18 protein-coding genes are annotated in these 21,376 nt (G+C 60.9%); 5 read left to right on the forward strand and 13 right to left on the reverse strand.

The annotated features are described in order from the left end of the window. The 7 genes from HSW_RS02285 to HSW_RS02310 form a co-directional block, all read right to left on the reverse strand. Entirely contained in the window at window positions 1-1,653 is a 1,653-nt protein-coding gene (locus HSW_RS02285; RefSeq protein ID WP_044000665.1) for a TldD/PmbA family protein, read from the reverse strand. Window positions 1,654-1,736: 83 nt separating this feature from the next. Continuing rightward, entirely contained in the window at window positions 1,737-3,071 is a 1,335-nt protein-coding gene (locus HSW_RS02290; protein WP_044000666.1) for a TldD/PmbA family protein, read from the reverse strand. Window positions 3,072-3,196: 125 nt separating this feature from the next. Next, window positions 3,197-4,849: a TldD/PmbA family protein gene (locus tag HSW_RS02295; RefSeq protein WP_044000667.1), complete on the reverse strand. Its 1,653-nt coding sequence runs from the start codon at window positions 4,847-4,849 to the stop codon at window positions 3,197-3,199. Window positions 4,850-5,050: 201 nt separating this feature from the next. Further along, window positions 5,051-6,082, reverse strand: a complete 1,032-nt coding sequence (locus tag HSW_RS02300) for a 5-methylcytosine restriction system specificity protein McrC (RefSeq protein ID WP_044000668.1) — start codon at window positions 6,080-6,082, stop codon at window positions 5,051-5,053. A gap of 16 nt (window positions 6,083-6,098) precedes the next feature. Beyond that, complete coding sequence (locus tag HSW_RS24030; protein WP_052346021.1) at window positions 6,099-7,409, reverse strand: AAA family ATPase; 1,311 nt, start codon at window positions 7,407-7,409, stop codon at window positions 6,099-6,101. Window positions 7,410-7,516: 107 nt separating this feature from the next. Then, on the reverse strand, window positions 7,517-7,639 hold the full coding sequence (locus HSW_RS24920) for a hypothetical protein (protein ID WP_262489405.1): 123 nt from the start codon (window positions 7,637-7,639) through the stop codon (window positions 7,517-7,519). 86 nt (window positions 7,640-7,725) lie between these two features. After that, the gene (locus HSW_RS02310) at window positions 7,726-9,828 is read right to left on the reverse strand and encodes a sigma 54-interacting transcriptional regulator (RefSeq protein ID WP_044000669.1); all 2,103 of its coding nucleotides are present in this window, start codon (window positions 9,826-9,828) and stop codon (window positions 7,726-7,728) included. Between the two features lie 232 nt (window positions 9,829-10,060). On the opposite strand from HSW_RS02310, the gene HSW_RS02315 reads away from it, so the two are divergent. The 3 genes from HSW_RS02315 to HSW_RS02325 all read left to right on the forward strand — a co-directional run bounded on the left by HSW_RS02315 (window position 10,061) and on the right by HSW_RS02325 (window position 13,104). Then, window positions 10,061-11,395: a TolC family protein gene (locus HSW_RS02315; RefSeq protein ID WP_081768223.1), complete on the forward strand. Its 1,335-nt coding sequence runs from the start codon at window positions 10,061-10,063 to the stop codon at window positions 11,393-11,395. Window positions 11,396-11,494: 99 nt separating this feature from the next. Then, entirely contained in the window at window positions 11,495-11,920 is a 426-nt protein-coding gene (locus HSW_RS02320; protein ID WP_044000671.1) for a universal stress protein, read from the forward strand. A gap of 77 nt (window positions 11,921-11,997) precedes the next feature. Continuing rightward, window positions 11,998-13,104 carry an HlyD family secretion protein gene (locus tag HSW_RS02325; RefSeq protein WP_044000672.1) on the forward strand — a complete coding sequence of 369 codons (1,107 nt, stop codon included), beginning with the start codon at window positions 11,998-12,000 and terminating at the stop codon, window positions 13,102-13,104. A gap of 92 nt (window positions 13,105-13,196) precedes the next feature. Here HSW_RS02325 and HSW_RS02330 read toward each other — a convergent pair whose 3' ends face one another. Then, entirely contained in the window at window positions 13,197-13,574 is a 378-nt protein-coding gene (locus HSW_RS02330; RefSeq protein ID WP_044000673.1) for a four helix bundle protein, read from the reverse strand. Window positions 13,575-13,651: 77 nt separating this feature from the next. Between HSW_RS02330 and HSW_RS02335 the strand changes: the two genes are divergently transcribed. Further along, entirely contained in the window at window positions 13,652-15,223 is a 1,572-nt protein-coding gene (locus HSW_RS02335) for a DHA2 family efflux MFS transporter permease subunit (protein ID WP_044000674.1), read from the forward strand. Between the two features lie 170 nt (window positions 15,224-15,393). Here the strand turns inward: HSW_RS02335 and HSW_RS02340 are convergent, their stop codons facing one another. The 4 genes from HSW_RS02340 to HSW_RS02355 all read right to left on the reverse strand — a co-directional run bounded on the left by HSW_RS02340 (window position 15,394) and on the right by HSW_RS02355 (window position 19,517). Next, window positions 15,394-16,431 (reverse strand): hypothetical protein, encoded by a 1,038-nt coding sequence (locus tag HSW_RS02340; RefSeq protein WP_044000675.1) that lies wholly within the window; start codon window positions 16,429-16,431, stop codon window positions 15,394-15,396. Window positions 16,432-16,618: 187 nt separating this feature from the next. After that, window positions 16,619-17,608, reverse strand: coding sequence for a hypothetical protein (locus HSW_RS02345; RefSeq protein WP_052346022.1), 990 nt, complete (start codon window positions 17,606-17,608; stop codon window positions 16,619-16,621). A 162-nt stretch (window positions 17,609-17,770) separates the two neighbouring features. After that, window positions 17,771-19,129, reverse strand: a complete 1,359-nt coding sequence (locus HSW_RS24925) for a TonB family protein (protein WP_044000677.1) — start codon at window positions 19,127-19,129, stop codon at window positions 17,771-17,773. Further along, on the reverse strand, window positions 19,101-19,517 hold the full coding sequence (locus HSW_RS02355; protein ID WP_044000678.1) for a BlaI/MecI/CopY family transcriptional regulator: 417 nt from the start codon (window positions 19,515-19,517) through the stop codon (window positions 19,101-19,103). Before HSW_RS02355 ends, HSW_RS24925 begins: the two co-directional genes overlap by 29 nt. 183 nt (window positions 19,518-19,700) lie before the next feature. Between HSW_RS02355 and HSW_RS02360 the strand changes: the two genes are divergently transcribed. Beyond that, window positions 19,701-20,912, forward strand: coding sequence for an alpha/beta hydrolase family protein (locus tag HSW_RS02360; protein WP_044004007.1), 1,212 nt, complete (start codon window positions 19,701-19,703; stop codon window positions 20,910-20,912). 77 nt (window positions 20,913-20,989) lie between these two features. Here HSW_RS02360 and HSW_RS02365 read toward each other — a convergent pair whose 3' ends face one another. After that, the gene (locus tag HSW_RS02365; protein WP_044000679.1) at window positions 20,990-21,367 is read right to left on the reverse strand and encodes a hypothetical protein; all 378 of its coding nucleotides are present in this window, start codon (window positions 21,365-21,367) and stop codon (window positions 20,990-20,992) included. Window positions 21,368-21,376 lie beyond the last annotated feature (9 nt).

The raw sequence follows: 21,376 nt of genomic DNA on the forward strand, positions 1-21,376 counted from the left end.
TTAACCGATTTTGCGGGCCGTGTTGATGACGTTCACGCTGTTGAAGCGGGACGTACTGGAACCGTGGCTCACGGCCGACGACTGTGAGGGCTGGCCCTTGCCGTCGTTGAAGAAGCCCGCAAACCGGTAATCCGACTGGTCGCAGACGGCGGCGCAACTGTTCCAGAACTCTAGGGTGTTGGTCTGGTAAGCCACGTCTTCCAGCATACCTGTGATTTTACCTTTCTCGATGGCGTAGAATACCTGCCCGCCGAACTGGGAGTTGTAGCGCTGCTGGTCAATGGAGAAGGACCCGTTGCCAGCAATGTAAATGCCCTTGTCTACCTTGCTCACCATATCGTCCACGCTCATTTTGGCGGTGCCGGGGCGCAGGCTCACGTTGGGCATGCGCTGGAACTGCACATCCTGCCACGACTGCGAGTAGCAGCAGCCGTCCGATTCCGTCTGGCCCACGATGTGCGCCTGGTCACGGATTTTCTCGTAGCCCACCAGCTTGCCCTCGTCAATGAGCTTCCACTCTTTGGTTTTCACGCCTTCATCGTCGTAGCCCACGGCACCCAAAGAGCCGGGCTGCAGCTTATCGGCCACGATGTTGACGTTTTTGGAGCCGTAGGGCAGGTTTTTGGCCTTCCACTCCAGCGTGGCGAAGCTGGTGCCGGCGTAGTTGGCCTCGTAGCCCAGCACGCGGTCCAGCTCCAGCGGGTGGCCCACCGATTCGTGAATGGTGAGGCCCAGGTGGTGCGGGTCGAGCACCAGGTCGTACTTACCGGGTACCACGCTCTTGGCCGTGAGCTTCTCCTTGGCCTGACGGGCGGCTAGGGCCGCGTCTTCCAGGATGTCGTAGCTGTTGCGGTAGCCGATAACGCCCGAGCCCTGGGGACCGGCAATTTTGTCCTCGGCCTTGGGCGTGAGGTACTCGTAGCCCAGGCCCATTGGCGCGCTCAGGGCCTGGCGGCTGCGGAACTTACCCGAAGCCCGATCCACCACCGTCACCCCAAACGTGGGGAAAATACGGTGAATATCCTGGTCGATGTAGGAGCCGTCGGTGCTGGCGAAGTACTTCTGCTCGTTCACCTGAAACAGCACCGAATTCACGAAGCTGGCGCCGTTTTCCATGGCCTTAGCGTTGGCGGCCAGCAGCAGCTCCACCTTATCCTTGATCGGCACCTCGAAAGCGTTCTGCTTGATGGGGGCCTTCCATTCCACCTCGCCGTAACCCTTCTGGGGGGCCAGCTTCACCTGCTCCTTCTGCACTTTGGCGTTGGCTTTGGCAATCTGCACGGCCAGCTGGGCGGCTTTGGCAATGCCGGCTTCCGTTACCTGGTTGGTGGCCGCGAAGCCCCAGGTGCCGTTGGCAATGACGCGCACGCCCGCCCCGTAGCTTTCCGAGTTAACGATGTTCTGCACCTGCTTCTCCCGGGTAAACACACCCTGGTTAAGGTAGCGGCCAATGCGCACGTCGGCGTACGTGGCGCCCGCCGATTTGGCGGCGTTCAGGGCCACGTCGGCCATGCGCTTCTTCACGGCTACATCGGGGCCGGGCTCCAGCAGGCGCAGCGGGTCCACGGCGTCGCCGGCGAAGCTGGGCAGGGAGGGCAGCCACAGGGAGCCGGCGGCCAGGCCGGTCAGGCCCACAAAATCACGTCTTTTCACAGGGAGTAGGAGTTGGAATGACAGGGAAGGATAAAGGGGGAGTAAAACAAGTGTAGCGCGAAGCCGGAGCTTCGCGCTACGCCTTACACCGCGTCGGAGAGGCTGGTGAAGGTGAAGTCCCGGATTTTGAGCGGGGGCACCAGGTTGCCGTTCACGCGTACCGGCTTGCCAATGGCTTCCAGGTTGTTGAGCATAATAATCGGCGACTCGTTGAAGCGGAAATTCTTCACCGGAAACTTGATTTTGCCGTTCTCGATGTAGAACGTTCCGTCCCGCGTGAGACCGGTGTAGAGCAGCGTCTGCGGGTCCACGGGGCGGATGTACCACAGGCGCGTCACCAGGATGCCCTTGGCGGTGCCCTTGATGAGGTCGGCAGTACTTTGGCTGCCGCCTTCCATAATCCAGCCGCCGGGGCGGGGCACGTCGGGGATACCGGCTTTCTGAGCCCAGTAGCGCGAGGTGTAGAGGTTCTTCACCACGCCCTTCTCAATCCAGGTGATTTTCTGCTGCGGACGGCCGTCACCGGAGAACGTGAGGTCGGCAATTTCGGGGTTCAGCGGGTCGGAGTAGATGGTCACCCGCTCATCGAACAGCTTCTCGCCCTTGCGGTTGCCTCCTCCTTTTTTGCTTAGGAAAGAGCGGCCCTCGTCGGCGTTGCGGGCGTCGAGGGCACTCATCAGAGCCTGCATCAGCGAGGCATCAGAGTTGGCTACCAGGGCGGCCGGCTCTAGAATAACGGTGTATTTGCCGGGTTCCAGGGCCTGGGCGTTGCGTGAGCCGGAAGCCTTGTCGGCCGCAATCTGGGTGAGGCGGCGGGCGTCAAACTTGCTGGCGTCGTTGTAATCGGCCGTGGCGTAGCCCGAGCCTGTACCGTCGGGCGTGCGCACCGTGATGCTGAACTCCAGGCCCGAGGTCTGCTGGTAGGCTTCGAGGCCCTTGCTGTTGCGCTTGGCCACAAAACCGGCCGCGTCGTTGAGGAAGGCGGCCGAAGTCAGCTTCTTCTCGTCGCAGAGCTTCATGCTGGCGCCCACTTGGGCGGCCCGGTAGTCGGGCGTGATGTCGGCGGTGGCTTTGGCGAAGCTGTTGGCCGAGGTCAGGTATTTCTGGGGGCCCAGCAGGGGCATGTACTCGGGGCTTTCGGGGGCGAGGCGGGCAATTTCCTCGGCCCGCTGCACGCAGTTGCGCAGTGTCGCGTCGTCGAACTGGTTGCAGGTCGCCACGCCCGAGCGTTTGCCGAAGCGCGACTCCACCGTCAGGCTCACGTTATCCACGCCGCCGCTGGTGCTGATGGCGTTGCGGGCCGAGCGCACGTTGCCGCCGGTCTGGCCGTTGAGGGTGGCCTCGCACTCATCGGCCTTGCTGAAGCTGAGCACCTTTTGCAGAATGCCTTGGGCTTCGGATTGGGAAAGAATTGCCATATGGGTTGATGTGCTGATATCTAGGAAAGAAGGTTTGCTTCAGAGTGTCATGCCCAACGAAGAGAGGAATCCGCGAGTATTTAAAAAGTAGTAACCCAGATTCCTCACTTCGTTCGGGATGACACCTAGCCGATTTTGCGGGCGGTGTTGATGACGTTCACGCTGTTGAAGCGGGTGGTGCTGGACCCGTGGCTCACGGCCGACACCTGGCTGGGCTGGCCCTTACCGTCGAAGAAGGAGCCGAACAGGCGGTAGTCCGACTGGTCGCAGACGGCGGCGCAGCTGTTCCAGAACTCTACCGTGTTGGTCTGGTAAGCTACGTCCTCGATCATGCCGGCAATTTTGCCTTTCTCGATGGCGTAGAACACCGTGCCGCCGAACTGGGAGTTATAGCGCTGCTGGTCGATGCTGAACGAGCCCCGGCCGGCAATGTAAATGCCCTTGTCCACCTTGCTGATCATGTCGTCCACGCTCATCTTCTCCTTGCCGGGCTGCAAGCTGATGTTGGCCATGCGCTGGAACTGCACATCCTGCCACGACTGCGAGTAGCAGCAGCCATCCGACTTATTCTGGCCCACGATGTGCGCCTGGTCGCGGATTTTCTGGTAATCCACCAGCTTGCCGTCCTTGATGATGTCCCACTGGCCGGTCTGCACGCCTTCATCGTCGTAGCCCACCGCGCCCAAAGAGCCGGGCTGCGTTTTGTCGGCGATGATGTTGACGTTTTTGGAGCCGTAAGGCAGGTTTTTGGCCTTCCACTCCAGCGTGGCGAAGCTGGTGCCGGCGTAGTTGGCCTCATAGCCCAGCACGCGGTCCAGTTCGGTAGCGTGGCCGATGCTTTCGTGGATGGTCAGGCCGAGGTGGTTGGGGTCGAGTACCAAATCATACTTGCCGGGCACCACGCTCTTGGCCGTGAGCTTCTCCTTGGCTTGCTTGGCGGCCAGGGTGGCGTCCTCCAGCATGTCGTAGCTGTACTTGTAACCTACTAGGCCAGTGCCGGCGGGGCCGGCAATCTTGTCCTGCGCCTTGGGCTGCATGTACTCATAGCCGAGGCCCATGGGCGAGCTGAGCGCCTCCCGGGTGCGGAACTTGCCGGAGGCCCGGTCAATGGCCGTCACGGAGAAGTTCGGCCAGATGCGGTGAATGTCCTGGTCGATGTAGGAGCCGTCGGTGCTGGCAAAGTACTTCTGCTCGTTGATCTGGAACAGGGCCGAATTCACGAACGTAGCGCCGTTTTCCAGGGCCTTGGCGTTGGCGGCCAGCAGCAGGTCCACCTTGTCTTTCACCGGCACCTCGAAGGCGTTGACCTGAATGGGCGTTTTCCAGGAAACCTCGCCATGTCCCTTCTGCGGAGCCAGCTTCACGGGTTCCTTCTGCACCTTGGCGTTAGCCTTGGCAATCTGCACGGCTAGCTGGGCCGCTTTGGCCATGCCGGCCTCCGTTACCTGGTTGGTGGAGGCGAAGCCCCAGGTGCCGTTGGCAATTACCCGAATGCCGGCCCCGAAACTCTCGCCGCTGGCAATGTTCTGCACCTGCTTTTCGCGGGTGAACACGCTCTGGTTGAGGTAGCGTCCGATGCGCACATCCACGTACGTGGCTCCCGCCGATTTGGCGGCGTTGAGGGCCGCGTCGGCCAGGCGTTTTTTCACGGCCACATCCAGGCCGGGTTCCAGCAGGCGGGCGGGGTCAACTAGCGTCCCGCCGAAGCCGGGTACCGAGGGCAGCCACAGGGCCCCGGCCGCCAGACCGGTCAGGCCTACAAAGTCGCGTCGTTTCAAAAGAGTACAGGTTTGGGTGAATAGAGAAAGGAAAGTGCAGGAAGTTTAGGCAGAAGACCCGCCAATTGCAACCTACGGACAAAAAACCCGTAGCCGGGCTGCATTGCTACAGGTGTAAGCTGGTAATTATTGCAAAATTCGCAATGTGCAAGGTCAGCCGAACGACATGCAGAGGCGTTCTTCCCCAACAGCGTAAGCGCGCTACTGCACCAGTGCCAGCAGATCGGCCGCAATCTGTTCCCAGTGCTGAGCCAGATTAAGGGTGACGATGCGCACGGGGTGGCCGCCGAGGGTGTAGCGCACATCCAGGGAGTGAGTGGCGGCCGGGTACAGCAGAATGCCTTCCAGCTGCTGACCGGGCAAAATCGGTTGATTCTGGAGGTAGGCGTAGAGCTGGTAGAGGTGCGGAGCCAGCAGCTTTTGCTGGTCGTAGCGCAGGCGCAGGGCCGCCGCGTAGTACTTGGTATCGAGGATGATTTTGCGCGCCGGGTTTTCCAGGGTAGTATCGGTAATCATGGCGGGCAGCAGCTCCAGGTCAGCGTCCGTTGCGGCGGCGGCCTGCCACTGAATGGTTTCGCTCAGCACCCGAAACTGCCGCTGCTCCAGCCGGTAGAAGTTGCGCACGAACTGCTCGAACAGCTGGGCCATCAGCCGCTCGTCGCGGCGAAAGTCGCGGAAGCGGCCGGTGCCCTCAGTCTCCGGCGTAGGCAGAGCACTTAGATGGATTAACTCGCACACATTCAGCAGAAAGTCACCCAGCCCGCCTGGCCGCTGCCGGCGCACCAGGCGCAGAGTAGTGGCGGAAAGGGCCAACGGTTCCACGGCCGCCGCCCACCGCCGCACCACCGCCCGCAACTCCTGACGCAACGTGGCCGACAGGCTCCGTGCCCGGCTTAGCTGCTGTAACGTGCCCAACAGTAAACCTCCCAGCGGGGTATTCGTGTCCAACTCATCAAAAGTGCATACGGCCCGACCCCGGCGTAGCAGGTCGCGGCTCAGGGTGGGGCTGAGCAGCACCCGACCTCGCAGTTCCGGCAGCTCGGCGGTTTGCTCCGTGTATGTTACAGGTAGTCCCTGGCGCAGTAAGCGGCGGGTGCCGGTGAGCAATACGTAGCTCAGCAATTCCAGCGGCCGGTGGAATGCCTTCCCACTGATGGCCCGCAACTCCTCCTGTTCCGGCAGCCGGTTCCAGGCGTAGCATAGCAGATAGTAGAGGTTCTGAATGGGAATCATGGTGGGCCGCAGCTATTCACGCCAGGAGCTTTTTCTTGTGCTGCGCGGCTTTGGCAGGCTGATCGAGCCAGTAGTCATCCAGTAGAGGCGCAATTTCTTGTTCCAGAATCAGCCGCAGCCAGCCGGCCGCCTCGGCGGGGCTAGTGGGAGGCTGGCAGAAGTAGCTGTGGCCAATGCAGAAATCGGGGCCCAGCTCGGGGTCATCGGCAATGGTTTGGTTGAGAGCGGTGAGGCGGGTGGTAAGCTGGTCGATGACGGCTGCTGGCACGCCCCGTGCCGCCAGAAACTCCCGCAGCGGGTCGCCAAACTCAGGCTGCAGGCGCACAAAGGCAAAGCGGCGGCGTAGGGCGTAATCCAGTGGGGCCAGGCTCCGGTCGGCCAAGTTCATGGTCCCGATGACGTACACGTTTGCGGGCACGAAAAAGGGCGGGCTACCAGCGGGAGAGTAGGGCAGCCGTACAGCGTGGGCCGGGCCGCGTTTATCAGCCTCCAGCAGCAGTAGCAATTCTCCAAAAATACGGGCGACGTGGCCCCGGTTCAGCTCATCAATCAGCAAGAAATACGGCCGTTCCGGGTCCTGGGCCGCGCGGTGGCAAAAGTCGGCCAGAATTCCGTTCTGCAGCCGAAACTGCCCGTGCGCATCCGGCCGGAAACCCTGCACGAAATCCTCGTAGCTGTAGCTGGGGTGAAACTGTACCAGCTCTATGCGAGCCGCGTCGGTAGCACCCAGCGCCAGCCAGGCCAGTCGCCGCGCCAGAAACGTTTTGCCGGTGCCAGGCGGCCCCTGCAGAATCAGGTTGCGGCGGCGGCGCAGGGCCGCCTGAGCCGCCTGCAGCTCCGCTTCGGGTATAAACAGCTCAGCTAGTGCCATTTCCCGGGTGTAAGTCGTGACAGTGGCGTGCTCGTACGCTGGTTGCGGCTCGTGCACCTCCGTGGCTTCCGGAGCTTTCCTTTCTTTGGTCGGGCGCACCACTTCCCGGGTCGCGCCGGTGTACAGTTCCTGCATCCGCTCCTGGGCCGCTACGTCGCCATCTAGCAGGGGCGAGTTCTCCAGCGTAGGGCGCTTCGTAGCAATGGTGAAGCTGAGGTTTTCCAGAATGCGGTTGGTAGGTGCGCCGGCCGGTAAGGGCCACCGCGCCTCCGGTTGCCCCAACGCCAGCCGATACGCCAACTGGGCCACGGCGCGTGGGGCATACCGCTTGCTGCGGTACACCAAATCGTACACCGTGCTCAGGGGCATGCGCGGACCCTCCCGGTCCATGTGGCGGAGGGCCTGCAATACCTGTTCGCGGGTGAGGTGAGTAGGGTCGAAGGGAGAAGTGGGCATCCGGTTCTAAAGTACGGGCAAAACAGTATTGAAACCGCCTGAGCGGGTGGCCCGGATACAAAAAGCCCGGTCAACAGGGAGCTGACCGGGCTTCGTGGCTGGTAGAATTAGCCTTTCTGGGTGGTTTTCTTCTTGCCGTCCGGCTTGTCTTTCACGGTTTCTTCGTTCTTCTTTTCGTCCCGCTTGGTTTCGGGGTCCGTATGCTTGGGCGTGGTGGTCGGCTGAGCCATAATTTCTAGGTAAGGATGGATGGTGCCCAGGTGTACGCGCCGCAGGGAAGCAGGGTTGGTCAGATGCTGCCTGCGCCACCCGGTGCTTACTGCCCCCGCACCTCCACCGTGCGCTGAATGCCGAGTTTTTTCATGCGGGCTTCCAGGGTTTTAGGGTTGATGCCGAGCAGCTGAGCCGCGCCGTTCGGGCCGCTGACCCGGCCGCCGGTGCGGTACAGGGCCGTCAGGATATGGTCCCGTTCCTGGTCCTTCAGGGTTTTGAGCGGACCACCCGTTTCCGCAGTGGCGGGTGCCGTCTGCGCCGCGGCAGCAAAGCCCTGAAACTCCAGAAATGGCCCCTGACTCACAATTACGGCCTGTTCCACCACATGCTCCAGTTCCCGGACGTTGCCGGGCCAGCCGTACTGTTGCAGAGCCCGTAGGTCCCGCTCCCGCAGGCCGCGCACGGGCTTGCCCATCTGCTTGGTGAAGCGTTCCAGAAAATGCCGCATCAGGGCCTCCACATCCTCGGGCCGCTCGCGCAGGGCGGGCAGCCGGATCGGGAATACGTTGAGGCGGTAGTACAAATCGGCCCGGAAGCGGCCGGCGGCCACTTCTTCCTCCAGCACCCGGTTGGTGGCCGTTATGACCCGCACATCGGTCTGGATTACCCGCCGGCCCCCGATGCGCTCAAACTCCTTTTCCTGCAATACGCGCAGCAGCTTGGCCTGCAGATCCAGCGGCAGCTCACCCACTTCATCCAGAAAAATCGTGCCTCCATCGGCCAGCTCAAACTTGCCGATGCGCCGGTCGTGCGCGCCCGTGAAGGCCCCTTTTTCGTGCCCGAACAGCTCACTTTCAATAAGCTGGGCGGGCAGGGCAGCACAGTTGAGCTTGATGAGGGCCCTCTCGCGCCGGGGCGACAGGTTGTGCAGGGCCCGGGCCACCAGCTCTTTGCCGGTGCCGGTCTCGCCGGTGATGAGCACGGTGGTATCGGTGGGGGCTACCTGAGACAGGCGGGTATACACCTGCTGCATCCGGGCGCTGCCGCCCACAAAATCGTCGAGACGGGAAGCGGCCGTGGTGTTGATTTCGTCGATGAGGTAGGTTCGTTCCCGTTCCAGCTGGGTCCGGAGCGCCTCAATCTGCTCGAAGGCCAGCACGTTCTGGATGGCCAGCCGGACCTGGGGCACCAGGGTCTGAATCAGCTCCAGGTTTTCCTCCGTGAAGGCGAAAGGCTGCCGACTGGCCAGAATTAGGGCCACAACAGGTTCTTCGCCGGTTTTCAGCGGGGTACACAACAACGACTGCGTGCCGCGTTCCTCCCGGATAAAGCGTAGCAGCTCATAGCGTCGGGCCAGCTCTTCAAAATCGGAGCCCACGTATACGCCGGGGGCCGCAAACAGCTCGAGCACGGTCTCTTGGGCAGCGGCCCATTGCGGAAGCTCGTCGTGGCGACTGGCATCAAGCGGGGCGAAGCTGCCGTCGGGCTGCCGGTTGAACTCGGCCAGGGCCCGCACCGGCGAGTTGGATTTGCGCACCCGTACGCCAAAATAGTCGCAGGGCACTACCTGGCTGATTTCGGTGGCAATGGTGCGAAATAACTCTCCGCGCTCCTTAATGCTGAGCAGTGCATTGTTAAGCGCCAATTGCATGGATTTTTCCTGCTCCCGCCGGGCAATATCCTCGAAGGCCATGGTGTTGGTCACGGCCACGGCTACCAGGCTCCCGATTTTCTCCAGCAGATCAATGTCATTGGGCGAAAACGTAGGTTGTCGGCGGGCTACTAATGACAACAGCCCGATGAGCCGCCCGCCCGTCCGCAAGGGCACTACCACAAAATACCGCATCCCCCGCTCCAGCAGCGCACAGAAGGGCAGGTACTGCGGATACGTGGTCAGCAGCTCCTCCAAGTCATACTGGAAGAGGTGCGGCTGGCGTACGAACTGTTCAATAGGCGTGCCTTCAATGGGCATGCGGCCCAGTGGCTTGCTGCCGGCTTGGCTGGGTAATAGCACTTCCCCCAGATAGTCGCGCAGGAATATCCGGCGGTACTGGTGCTCGGCATCGAGGGTGAGGATGGTAATGGCATCAAACGGAAAAATCAACCGCAGCTTTTCCGTTACGCTCCGGAAGAGGTCCTCCTTGTTGCGGGTGGTGGCAATGGCCTCATTGAGATAAAGCAGCAGAGAATCGTCTTGGTCAGGCATGGCGGCGGCAGGTGATCTGCGGTAACTATTCCTTAAATATCAGGAATATAAATCAGCATTTCCTGATATTTGAGGATTTAAGGATAGTATATATAAATTCATATAATTGACCCAGGAAAAATATTTTCTTCATTTCCAGTTAATAAGGAGTGTTTTTTTCTATCATTAAAATGATTTTAACGTGTTGGCACGAGGTTAGGTAAAAGGCGGACATCCATAAGCTGTTCCAGATATGCTTTTCCGACTCCAACACACTGCACCGCTACTCACAACCCTCGGGTTGCTGGTAGGTAGTGCAGCTCATGCGCAGGTGCCTATTGCCGCCGCTACTGCCGGCGACTCCCTGTCGCTGGAAACCACTGTCCGCTCGGTGCTGGATGCCAACCCTGCCATCAATGCTTTGCAGGAAGAGGTGAATCAGGCGCAGAGTCGTCTCGATGAAACCCGCACCTACCTGAAGCCGACGGTGGACGGTACGGCCAGCTACACCCGCATCGACCCGGTGGTGAAAATTCCGCTGGGCGACGCCACGTTTCAGCTGGCGCCGGCCAATAACTACGATACCCACGTAACGGCCCGCTACACGGTACTGGACTTCGGGCGAGCCAATGCGGCCATCAACGCGGCCAAGCTGCGGGCCCTAACCGCTACCGACCAGATCAATGTAACCCGCCGCGACCTGGCGTACGCCGCCGCTCAGAGCTACTACAGCATTCTGTTTGCCCGCGAAGCCATCCGGGTGCAGGATGCGCAGATTGCCTCGTTGCGCCAGCATGAGCGGGAAATGGCGAAGCGGGTAGAAGGTGGTGTAAGCACCAACTTTGACGTGACGACGACACAGGTGCGCATTGCCCAAGCCCAGGACCGCAAAATCGACCTTCAGAGCCAGCTGCGTAACCAGGAGATTCAGCTGGCCCGGCTGCTGCACCGTCCCGAGTCGGCAGTGGTTCCGGTGCGCGGGCGCTTCGAGTACAACCCGCAGACCGTGAATGTGCAGGACGCGCTGGCGAAAGGCGCTGAGAACCGGCCCGAGGTGAAGCTGGCCAAGGATGCGGAAGAGGCCGCCGCCGCGCAGCTGCGCATCACCGAAACCAGCAACAAACCCACGCTGAGCGTGCTGGCGCAGGCGGGCGGCAAGAACGGCTACATCGTGCCGAATCTGGAGCGGTTCCGCTTCAACACGGTAGCCGGCGCCCAACTCAACATCCCGATTTACGATGGGGACAAGAACAAGTATCAGCGCGCTACGGCCCAGTCGGCTATCAAAGGAGCCCAGGCCCGCACTCAGGACACGCAGGAGCAGATCCGGGCTGATGTATTGCAGGCCGTGAATACCATGCAGACCAGTACCGCGCGCTACGATAATTCCCAGGTGCAGATTGGGCAGGCCGCCGACGCGCTGACCCGCGCCAAAGCCCGCTACCGCTACGGGGTGGGCAACAACCTGGATGTGCTCGATGCCGAAACCCAGCTGGCCCAGTCGCGCCTCTCGCGCCTGCAGTCCATTTACAATTACACGCTCGGCCAATACCAGCTGCGCCGCGCCACCGGCGAGCAGATTTGGTAGCGGTGAAATGGTGAAAGGTGAAGTTGTAAAGTAGTAGTTCTGCTTTCGCTCCTGACATCTTCTCACAACTTCACCTTTCACAATTTCACCTTTCCCACCATGACCATCCTGTGTCCGATTGATTTTTCTGCCGCGACGGAGGCCCTGGTCACGTATTCGGCGGCGCTGGCGGCGGGCACGGGGGCGGAGCTGCGGCTGCTGCATGTGCTGGAACCCGGTCCGGCGGCCAACACGGCCCCGGTGAATGATGTAGAGCTGGCCCGGCGGCTGGCCCGACATCATGAAGCGGCCCAGCAGGCCGGCGCGCGGGTAACCACGGTGGTTATTCAGGGCAATGCGGCGCAGGAAATAGTGGCCGAAGCCCGCCGCTACCCTGCCGACATCATTGTTATTGGCGCGCACGGCCAGACGGGCCTCACGCGCTTCCTGATGGGCAGCACCGCCGAAACCGTGGTACGCATCGCCTCGTGCGTGACGCTGCTGGTGAAGCCCGGTTCTCCCAACGCCTACCGCCAATCGGCGTAAATCCTTCTGATTACGTGGTTGTTAACTGCCAGCCGCGTCCTTCCCTTCTTTTGAAACCCGAACAACCAAGTACCCATATGGCAACTCCCGTTCAACACGATTCGGCCGTAGCGCCTACCCAGTCTGCCGCCTACGAGCCGGTAGTGGACGAGCAACCCGAGGGCCGCTCCAAGCGCCCGATTATCTTCATTATTCTGGCGCTGGTGCTACTGGTAGGCGGCTATTTCGGTTGGCAGCGGTACCAGTTCGGGCAAACCCATGAGGAAACCGACGACGCCCAGGTGGAAGGCGATGTGTACCCGATTCTGCCCCGCGTATCGGGTCCCGTGCTGGAAGTAAAGGTGGAGGATAACCAGCCCATCAAGAAAGGCGACCTGCTGGTAACCGTAGATCCCGCCGACTATCAGCAGCGGGTAAACGCTGCTGAGGCCGCCCTGGCTGCGGCTCAGGCCAATGTAATAGCCGCCCGCGCCGGCGTAGGTACTGCCACGGCCAACGTTAGCACTGCGCAAACCACCATTGGCGTAAGTGAAGCGAACCGCTCCCGCCTGGAGAAGGACCTGAAGCGCAGCGAATTTCTGCGTAAAGAGGACATCATTCCGCAGAGCGAGTATGATGCCGTGCAGGCCAACCTGAAATCAACCAGTGCCCAGCGTGCCACAGCCCAGCAGCAGGTGCGGGTAGCCCAGCAGCAGGTTGCGGCCGCGCGTCAGCAGGTTGCCGTAGCAGAGGCCGTAGTAAAACAGCGCCAAGCCGACCTCGATAACGCCAAGCTCCAACTGAGCTACACCACTATTGTGGCCCCCGGTAACGGCATCGTGAGCAAGAAGAACGTGCAGCCCGGTCAGGTAGTAGGTCCCAACCAGCAGCTGATGGGCATTGTAGCCTCGGAGCGTACCTGGGTAGTAGCGAACTTCAAGGAAACCCAGCTGGAAAACATGCGCGTGGGCCAGCCGGTAACGGTGGAAGTGGATGCTTACCCGAACGAGGAGTTCGAGGGGAAAATCGAGTCACTCTCGGCCGCTACTGGTGCCCGCTTCGCCCTGCTGCCCCCCGATAACGCCTCCGGCAACTTCGTGAAAGTAACCCAGCGCGTCCCCGTCAAAATCACCCTCACCAAAACTGACCCCGAGCACCCCTTGCGCGCCGGCATGAGCGTGGTAGCGACGGTTAAGGTGAAATAGGGTAGGCGGGTGAGAGGGTAGGAGGGCAGGAGTTTTTCTGCATCAAACGTTCTTACCCTTCTTACTTACCGATTCTTTCTTACCGATTCTTTTCAGTTTCTCCTGGGCGGTCTTTTCTGCTTTCCCGAGGATGGACGTAATGGCTCTCTGGCTTCAGTCAGAAGATCATCCAGCTTACCAAAGGGTAAGTGGCCGCCTTCGTTCAATAGCTCTAGCCATAATACGGCTTTATCAGCTTCTTCTAAGGCAATGTGCAGCTTGGCGTTGAATTCCCGTTCGGAGCGCGCCCGGCAAGCTGCCCGGTAATTGGCGGCTACGGAAGTACCGGCCCGCAAAATCTGCATGCCGGCAACGTGGCAAGACGGCTCCGTTGGCAACTGGTCTGCCAGCTTCATAATGCGCAACGCAAACGTCTTGGTGCGCTGCCGAAACTCCTCGGCGAAATCAAAATTTGATACACTGTTCGGCATAGTGGATAGAAGCTGATTTCTTCCAAAGAAAATAACTCCTATCCGCTTACCCTCACACCCTCATCCCCTATATCAGCGTGGAAACCGGATTTACCAAGTGGATCATCGTCATTACGGTGGTGATGTGCTGCTTGCTGGAGCTCATTGATACCAGCATCGTAAACGTGGCCCTGACCCAGATGATGGGCAACCTCTCGGCCACGCAGCAGGAAGTCAGCTGGGTAGTGGCCTCCTACGGCATTGCCAACGTCATTGTCATTCCGATGACGGGCTTTCTGGCCGAGCAGTTCGGCCGCCGTAACTATTACCTGTTCTCCGTAATTCTGTTCACGCTGGCGTCCATGCTGTGCGGGCAGAGCACCAACATTTGGGAACTGGTGGCGTTTCGCTTCATTCAGGGCATTGGGGGCGGGGCCCTGATGGCTACTTCCCAGGCCATTCTCATTGATACCTTCCCCCCCAAGCAGCTGCCCCTGGGGCAGGCTCTGTTCGGGATGGGCGTGATTATCGGTCCCACCATCGGCCCCACGCTGGGCGGCTGGATTGTGACCAACTACGAGTGGCCCTGGATTTTCTACGTGAACATTCCGGTAGGCATTATGGCCAGCATCTTTACCGTGCTGTTCATCCGCGACCCGGAGCGCATCAAGAACGCCATTCCGCGCCCTTTGCGGGAAATTGACTGGCTGGGAATTTTCCTGCTGATTCTGGGCGTGGGCTCCTTACAGCTGGTGCTGGAGCAGGGCGAAACCGAGGACTGGTTCGAGAGCCTGTACATCAACTTCTTTACGTTGATGTCGGTAATCGGCGTGGTGGGCTTCATCTGGCGCGAGCTGACGGCCAAGCAACCCATCGTGGATCTGCGGGTACTCACGCGCAGCCGCAACCTGGCCATTGGGGCGTTCCTGTCGTTTATTCTCGGCTTTGGGCTGTTTGCCTCGGTGTTCGTCTTCCCAATTTTCTGCCAGCGCATCCTGGGCTTCACGGCTGAGCAGACCGGCTACATTCTGCTGCCGGGGGCACTGCTGTCGGGCTTTATGATGCCGGTGGTGGGCAAGATGATTCAGGGCGGCGTGCCGCAGAAGTACATTCTGCCGGTGGGTTTCATCACTTTCTTTTTGTTCTCCTATTGGATGAGCACCCAGATTTCGCCCACGGCCGGCGAGAGTGACTTCTTCTGGCCGCTGCTGCTGCGCGGATTTGGTTTGGCCCTGCTGTTCCTGCCCATTACCACCATGTCGCTCAGCGGCATCAGTGGCAAGGATGCGGGTCAGGCCGCCGGCCTCACCGGCATGATCCGCCAGCTCGGCGGCTCGTTCGGGGTGGCGCTGGTGGGCACTTACCTGGAGCGCTCCATTGCCCAGAACCGGGTAGGCGTGGCCTCCAACGTGTCGCTCTACGACCCCGAAACCCAGCAGCGCCTCCAGGGCCTCACAGCCAGCTTCATGAGCAAAGGCGCCAGCTTCCTCGATGCCCAGCAGCAGGCCTACGCCGCCCTCAGCGGCATGATTATGAAGCAGACTTCCATCATCACCTACGGCCAGACCTTCCTGATGATTGGCGCCTTCTTCCTGCTCTGTCTGCCCCTGATGCTGCTCATCCAGCGCGCCAAACCCGGCGAAAAAGTGGATTTGAACGCCGCGCACTAGCGGTGAAATGGTGAGTTTGATGTTCAGAATGCACTGGTTTGCGCAGAAAAAACACCGAACTCCTTATTGTATGAAAACGAAAACGGCCCCGACAACCAAAGTTGTCGGGGCCGTTTTACGTGGGAGCTAGGTGTTAGAACATCAAACTCACTATCTCACCATTTCACCACCTACTGATACTGAATGTACAGCGGCTTGGGAGTTAGCTCAGCCAGCACCTCTTTAGGCGTCATGATGTGGTGGGGCTTGGGGCGGGCGTCGTACTCGTAGAACAGCTTGAAGCCGGTATACTGCACGGGCTCGGCCTGGATGTAGGCTTTGTAGGAGTCCTTTTTCAGGGTCGGTTCGCCGTGGCCGTCCATGTGCATCACAATCTGCACGCGCGGGTCCAGCTTGATGTTTTTGTAGTTGCTGATCATCTTCCGGGTGAAGCGGTGCACGGTCAGCACTTTGGGCGGGAGCTTGTTTTCGCTCACGATGCGGGCCAGGAAGTTCACCGTGAAGTTCACGTCCTTGGCATCCAGCGTCCCGATTTTCTGGTTGGGGCGCACGCCGGGCATGGTGGAGAGCGAAAACTCGGGGTCGATGCCCAGGTGTACGATGGGGTCTTTCAGATACTGCTCCAGCTTGGGCAGCTCGGCCTGCAGGGTGCTGTGGCCCGGCTGCACATCCAGGAACAGAATGCAGTTGTGCTCCTTGGCCCAGCTGAGTACTTCCTCGATGGTGGCTTTGGAGTTCATCAGGCGCCATTTGCCGTCCTTGCCGGGCGTGCCCTGGGCCGTAATGGTCACGTTGTGCAAAGCGGCCTGCACCGGAATGCTGGGGTCGGCGGCCTGCCATTCCTTCAGCACGCCTTCAAACTTGCGGAACATCTGCTCCTTCGGCTCCCGGCCCAGAATACCCATGCCCTTCGAACGGATGTTGCCATAAAACGCCACAATGCGGTGACCCGGCAGGATAGCGCCCGGCAGCTGGCCGTTCTTCTTGGCAATGGAATCGGCCTTGAGTGAGTCGCGGCGCATGGCTTCCATTTTCAGCTTCACCGTGTCGATAACCGCAGGTTTGGTAGTATCGGCTACGGTGGCGGGATTCTCAGTATCAGTGCCGGAGCGGGAGCCGCAGCCGGGCAAGGTGGTGAGAGTGAAGGCGAGGCCCAGGGAAGCCAGCGCGGGGGCCGTCAGGCGGGTGAAGGTCCGGAAATAAGACACTGAAAGGAAAGGGATTGAAGTCGGAAACGCAGCGAAGGTACGGGTTTCTCAAAGGTGAAATGGCGAATTCGTGAAATTGTGCCGGGGCAGGTAGTAAGGTAGTCGGGCTGATGCTGCCGGCCAGACCAGAAGCTGCGCATCAACAGCCGACGGGCTACTTCACGCTGCACAATTACACACTTGCTTTTTACTGATACTGAATGTAGAGCGGCTCGGGGGAGAGGGCAGCTACTTCGCGGGGTGTCATGAGGCGGGAGCCGGGGCGCTGGTCGTTGCGGTAGAACAGCTTGAAGCCAGTGTACTGCACGGGCTCCTTCCGGATGAACTTGCGGTAGGAGCTGCGCTTGATGCCGGGCGTGCCCCAGCCATCCATGTGCATCACAATCTGCACGCGCGGGTCGAGCTGGATGTTCTGGTAGTTGGTGACCATATCCTGGCGGAAGCGGTGTACCACCATCACCTTAGGCGGTAGCCGGTTGTCGCGCACGAGGCGGGCCAGAAACTGGCGGGCGTAGTTGATGTCGGCCGCGTCGAACTCGCCCACCTCCGTGCCCGGCCGCCGCCCCGATTTCATGGAAAACTCCGGGTCGATGCCCAGGTGTACGAAGGGCAAGCGCAGGTATTTGGCCAGCGGCGGCAGCTCGTGCTGCAAATCACTCAGACCCACCTGCACATCCAGGAATACCAGGGCATTATGCTCCCGACCCCACGCAATAACGCGGCGAATGGTGCTGTCGGGCAAAGGCAGGCGGTACTTGCCATCGGCCCCGGAGTCGCGCTGGGCAATAATGGCTGTCATGTGCAGGGCCGGGCGTACGGGCAGGCTGTCGGCGCGCTGCCAAGCGGCAGTTTCCAGGCGCAGGCGGCGCAGCATCTCGTCCTTGGGGTACTGGCCCAGAATGCCCATGCGCTTATGCAGCGGATTGCCATAAAACGCCACGATGCGGCTGCCTGGTAGCACGGCGCCCGCCAGCTGCCCCCCGGTGCGGGCCACCGAATCGACCAGCAAAGAATCCTGCAGCAGGAGCTGCTGGCGGCGGCGGGCCAGCTCGGCGGGCGTAGGGCCGGAGTCGGCCGAGGGTTGCCGGGAACCGGAGTCGCAGCCGCTCAGCAGCCCTAGTACAATCAACAACCAACCAAACCACGCAACGGGAGTAACTCCCTTTTTCTTCCGCATCACAGCATAAATCAAGCAGCGGCTCCCACGGAACTCCACTGTACCCAACATCCTGAGCAGCCCTGCACTACCGGGCGCTCAGGGCTAATATACGGTCCAAGGCCAAAAACCGCTGCCCACTCAACAGTGAACAGCGGTTTTGCTAATTAATAGTCCACAGGGTTACTTGATGGCAAACGAAATGGGAATAGTATAGCGGGTTTCTATCGGCTGGCCGTTGCGCTGGCAGGGCGTCCAGCGGCCCGGCAGGCTATTGACGGCTGATAAGGCCTCTTTTTTCAGCGCCGCTACGGCGGTGGCGGGGCCTTTGGGAGCCTTCACTACGGCGGCGTCCCGGATCAGGCCCTGCTCACTTACAATGAACTGCACAAACACGCTTCCGCCCACTTTCGCATTCTTGGCTACGGCCGGGTATTTTACTAGTTTAAAAATATCCGCCATCAACTGGGCCTGTCCACCCGGATAGCCCGGGCCCTGCTCCTCCGTCGGAAGGGCAGGCGGTGGTGGTGGGGGCGCGGGCTGGTCTTCGCGCAGGGCGGGTGGCGGCGGCGGGGCGGGTTGGGCGTGCGTGAGCAGAATCGGTGGCGGCGGTGGCGGCAGCTCGACGGCTTTTTCGCAGGCCAGCAGCCCCAGCAAAGCCAGGCTCAGAGGGAGGGCCAGTCGCTGTTTCCAGCGCCGGACCGGGGAATGGGAGGTAAGCATACGGATACGGGTAAGGGTGAAGGATTGGGTAAACGAATGAGTAAGCGGTAAATCGGAGTGGAGCTGGCGCAGGGCGGCGCGGGCCAGCAGGGCCGCGTAGGTTTCGGCGGTGCCAGGCGTCGGACGGGTGGTGGGGTCGGGCCGGATGGCGGCTTCATCGGCCAGAAACTCGTGGGTCAGCTCCAGGGCCGGCGGAAACAGGTGCACGAACGGGCAGGGCCACAGCAGCACCCGTGCCACTTCCAGCGCCAGCCGCCCGGCGGTGTGGCCCTGCTGGGCGTGGGCCACCTCGTGACGGAGTACCTGGGCCGCTTCGTTCTCACTGAGCGCGGCGGTATCGTCCCAGAATACCCAGCGGCCAAACGAGCCAGTGGGCCGCCACCCGCCCGTGAGTACCAACGTGTAGCCCGGCCGGGGGTGACGGGGCCAGCGGCGTGTCGTCAGCCAGAGGTGAAGCACCTGTCCGGCAAGTCGGCTCAGCCCCAGCGCCACGCCTAGCCCGTAGAGCAGCGGCAGCCACGCTACCGATCCGGTTGCTGCCCCGCTACCCGTCGCCGAAACTGTAACAGCGGGTAGCACGCGGGCATACAGCAGCTGCGCCACGCCCGGAGCCGCCTGCCAGGTAGGCAGCCAGGGCGTAAGCAATGCCAGCAGCGGCGGGAGTAACAAAGCAGCCCAAGGCGCGAGCAACAGAAACCGGCGGTTGTAGCTGAAGCACCGCTCCTGGCGTAGCAGCTGGCGGTAAAACAGCCATGCCAGGCCCAGCAGCAGAGTGCTCTGACCCAGCCAGCTAAGCAGGGTGCTTGTCGGGAGCAGCATCGGCGTCGGCATCGGAAGGGGGGAGTTGCGCGTGATGCAGGAGCTCTTCCAGCTGTTGGGGGTTCAGGTCCTCTTGCTTGGCGAAGAAGGACACCAGCCGCGAAAAGGAGCCCCCGAAGTAGCCGCCCAGCAGCTTGCCCAGTGAGAAGCGTCGGTAGGCATCCTGGGCTACAAGGGCGTGGTAACGGTGCGTGCGTCCGAAGGCCTCGTGCCCCACAAAGCCCTTCTGCTCCAGAATACGGATGATGGTGGACACGGTGGTGGTGGCCGGCGCGGGGGGCGGCAGCTCCGGCACCACATCCTTCACGAAGGAGGGGCCGCGCTGCCAGAGCACCTGCATCACCTGCTCCTCGGCGCGGGTGAGTTCGGGGAAAGTAGGTTCGGGCATAAGTAGTGGATGGTGAATGAGTTGAAGGTATAACTATTTGTTTAGTTTAACAACTAATTTCTTGGCTGAAACAAAATATATTTTAGTCATCGGGGTAAACCACTCTGGCGGAAGCCGGTGGGAACGGCGCGCGGGTCGGAGCTGTTCTATGGGCAGCTTCTTCACCAACTCCTGTTTCTCTTCGTGACGATATCCTTTCTTCGCCGCCTGCCGGCCGTGGGCGCGCTCTGGCTGAGCACGGTGCTGCTGGCCCCCGGCTGCAACAGCAATACCCCCGAGCCCGCCGCCCCCGAAACCCCGGCTGCCACGCCGCCCGCTACCACGCTAACCGGCAGCACCCTGCTGGGCGAGTACACGCCGGCCCAGCTGGCCGCCCGCGTGCCGGATATTCCGCTGGTGGGCTCCCTGGCCCGCTACTCGGTGCGGGTATACCGCCTCACGTACACCACCCGCAACCCCGATGGACAGCTGGTAACGGCTTCGGGCGCGCTGCTGGTGCCGGTGGCCCCGGCGGCACTGCCGGTCATCAGCTACCAGCATGGCACCATCCGGCCCGATGATGAGAATCGGGCGCCTTCCTACTACAGTCAGAGCAGTGAGTTGTGGTCAGCCGTATCAGTGCTGGCGGCTACGGGCTATGTGGTATCGGCCCCCGATTACATTGGTTATGGGGCCTCAAAAGCCCTGCCGCACCCCTATGAGCACGCCGCTTCTCTGGCCTCGGCCTCGGCCGATATGCTACGGGCGGCCCGGGAGTTCTGTAAAAAGGAAAGCGTCAGCGTCAACCAGAAAAACTTTCTGCTGGGCTACTCCGAGGGTGGCTACGCCACCATGGCGTTACATAAGTATCTGGAGGAGAAATACGCTTCTGAGCTGCCGGTAACGGCCAGTGCGCCAGGGGCCGGGGCCTACCACAAATCGGAGTTTGCGAAGTATATCATGCGCTCCACCCAGCCGCTGAATTTTCTGAGTACTTACGTGTGGGTGCTCGATACCTACAACCGGGTATACCAGCTGAACCGGCCGTATTCGTTTTACTATCAGGAGCCGTACGCCACGCAACTGCAGACCAATGCCTTTGGAGAAGTGCCGGCCCAGGCCAGCCAGTTGTTCACGGCCGGTTTCCGGCAACAGGTGCTGAATGATACGGACGTAGCCCTGACGGCTTCCTTGCGCGACAATGATATCTACGACTGGAAACCCAAGGCTCCGGTAGCCTTGTTCCACGGCACTGCCGATGATTACGTGCCGTACTTCAACTCCCAGGATGCCTACGCGGCCATGCGGGCCCGGGGGGCTACGCAGGTAGAGCTGCGCCCGATTCAGGGTGGTAACCACTTCTCATCGGTTACCAGCTATACGCTGCAGGCCTTTGCATTCATCTCGCAGTTTTAAGGGAGAGTTGCGTGCAAAGAAGCTCCAACCGACCCCTACTAAATTCAGTAGGGGCCGGTTGGAGCTTCTTTTGGTGGCTATAGTAGGCTTTGCGGGGCTGCTTTCGGGGCAAAAGCCTGCCGGAGCCATGTTCCGCTCAGGCAGGCCAGACCACCCACTAACCCTGCCAACAGGCCACTTACCAGCACCAGCAGGGGCGCGCTGCCGCCCAGCGGCAACAGCGTTGCTACGCGGGTGGCCAGCAAGCCGGCTCCGTGCGAGGTAAGCCAGGTAGCGGGTAGCCACCAGCTAAGTCCGGCTCCTAGCAGCCCCGCCACAAAAGCCCGGCCACCGGAAGGGTTGCGCCAGGCAGCCAACAGCAGACACGCCGGCACCAGCATCCACCACGGGAGAAAAAGCTGAACCAGTGCACAGGCAAGCAGCACCAGCAGGAAGAATAAGCCAAAGGATTTCATACAAATGAG

Origin of the sequence: Hymenobacter swuensis DY53 (genome assembly GCF_000576555.1) — a bacterium.
Classification (GTDB): Bacteria; Bacteroidota; Bacteroidia; order Cytophagales; family Hymenobacteraceae; genus Hymenobacter; species Hymenobacter swuensis.

What these genes read in the sequence shown, in the direction of transcription:
- HSW_RS02290 (WP_044000666.1), bottom strand. Translation starts at nt 3,071, where the DNA reads ATGGCAATTCTTTCCCAATCCGAAGCCCAAGGCATTCTGCAAAAGGTG.
- HSW_RS02345 (WP_052346022.1), bottom strand. Translation starts at nt 17,608, where the DNA reads ATGCGGAAGAAAAAGGGAGTTACTCCCGTTGCGTGGTTTGGTTGGTTG.
- HSW_RS02300 (WP_044000668.1), bottom strand. Translation starts at nt 6,082, where the DNA reads ATGATTCCCATTCAGAACCTCTACTATCTGCTATGCTACGCCTGGAAC.
- HSW_RS02320 (WP_044000671.1), top strand. Translation starts at nt 11,495, where the DNA reads ATGACCATCCTGTGTCCGATTGATTTTTCTGCCGCGACGGAGGCCCTG.
- HSW_RS24030 (WP_052346021.1), bottom strand. Translation starts at nt 7,409, where the DNA reads ATGCCCACTTCTCCCTTCGACCCTACTCACCTCACCCGCGAACAGGTA.
- HSW_RS02315 (WP_081768223.1), top strand. Translation starts at nt 10,061, where the DNA reads ATGCTTTTCCGACTCCAACACACTGCACCGCTACTCACAACCCTCGGG.
- HSW_RS02310 (WP_044000669.1), bottom strand. Translation starts at nt 9,828, where the DNA reads ATGCCTGACCAAGACGATTCTCTGCTGCTTTATCTCAATGAGGCCATT.
- HSW_RS02365 (WP_044000679.1), bottom strand. Translation starts at nt 21,367, where the DNA reads ATGAAATCCTTTGGCTTATTCTTCCTGCTGGTGCTGCTTGCCTGTGCA.
- HSW_RS24920 (WP_262489405.1), bottom strand. Translation starts at nt 7,639, where the DNA reads ATGGCTCAGCCGACCACCACGCCCAAGCATACGGACCCCGAAACCAAG.
- HSW_RS02325 (WP_044000672.1), top strand. Translation starts at nt 11,998, where the DNA reads ATGGCAACTCCCGTTCAACACGATTCGGCCGTAGCGCCTACCCAGTCT.
- HSW_RS24925 (WP_044000677.1), bottom strand. Translation starts at nt 19,129, where the DNA reads ATGCTGCTCCCGACAAGCACCCTGCTTAGCTGGCTGGGTCAGAGCACT.
- HSW_RS02355 (WP_044000678.1), bottom strand. Translation starts at nt 19,517, where the DNA reads ATGCCCGAACCTACTTTCCCCGAACTCACCCGCGCCGAGGAGCAGGTG.
- HSW_RS02330 (WP_044000673.1), bottom strand. Translation starts at nt 13,574, where the DNA reads ATGCCGAACAGTGTATCAAATTTTGATTTCGCCGAGGAGTTTCGGCAG.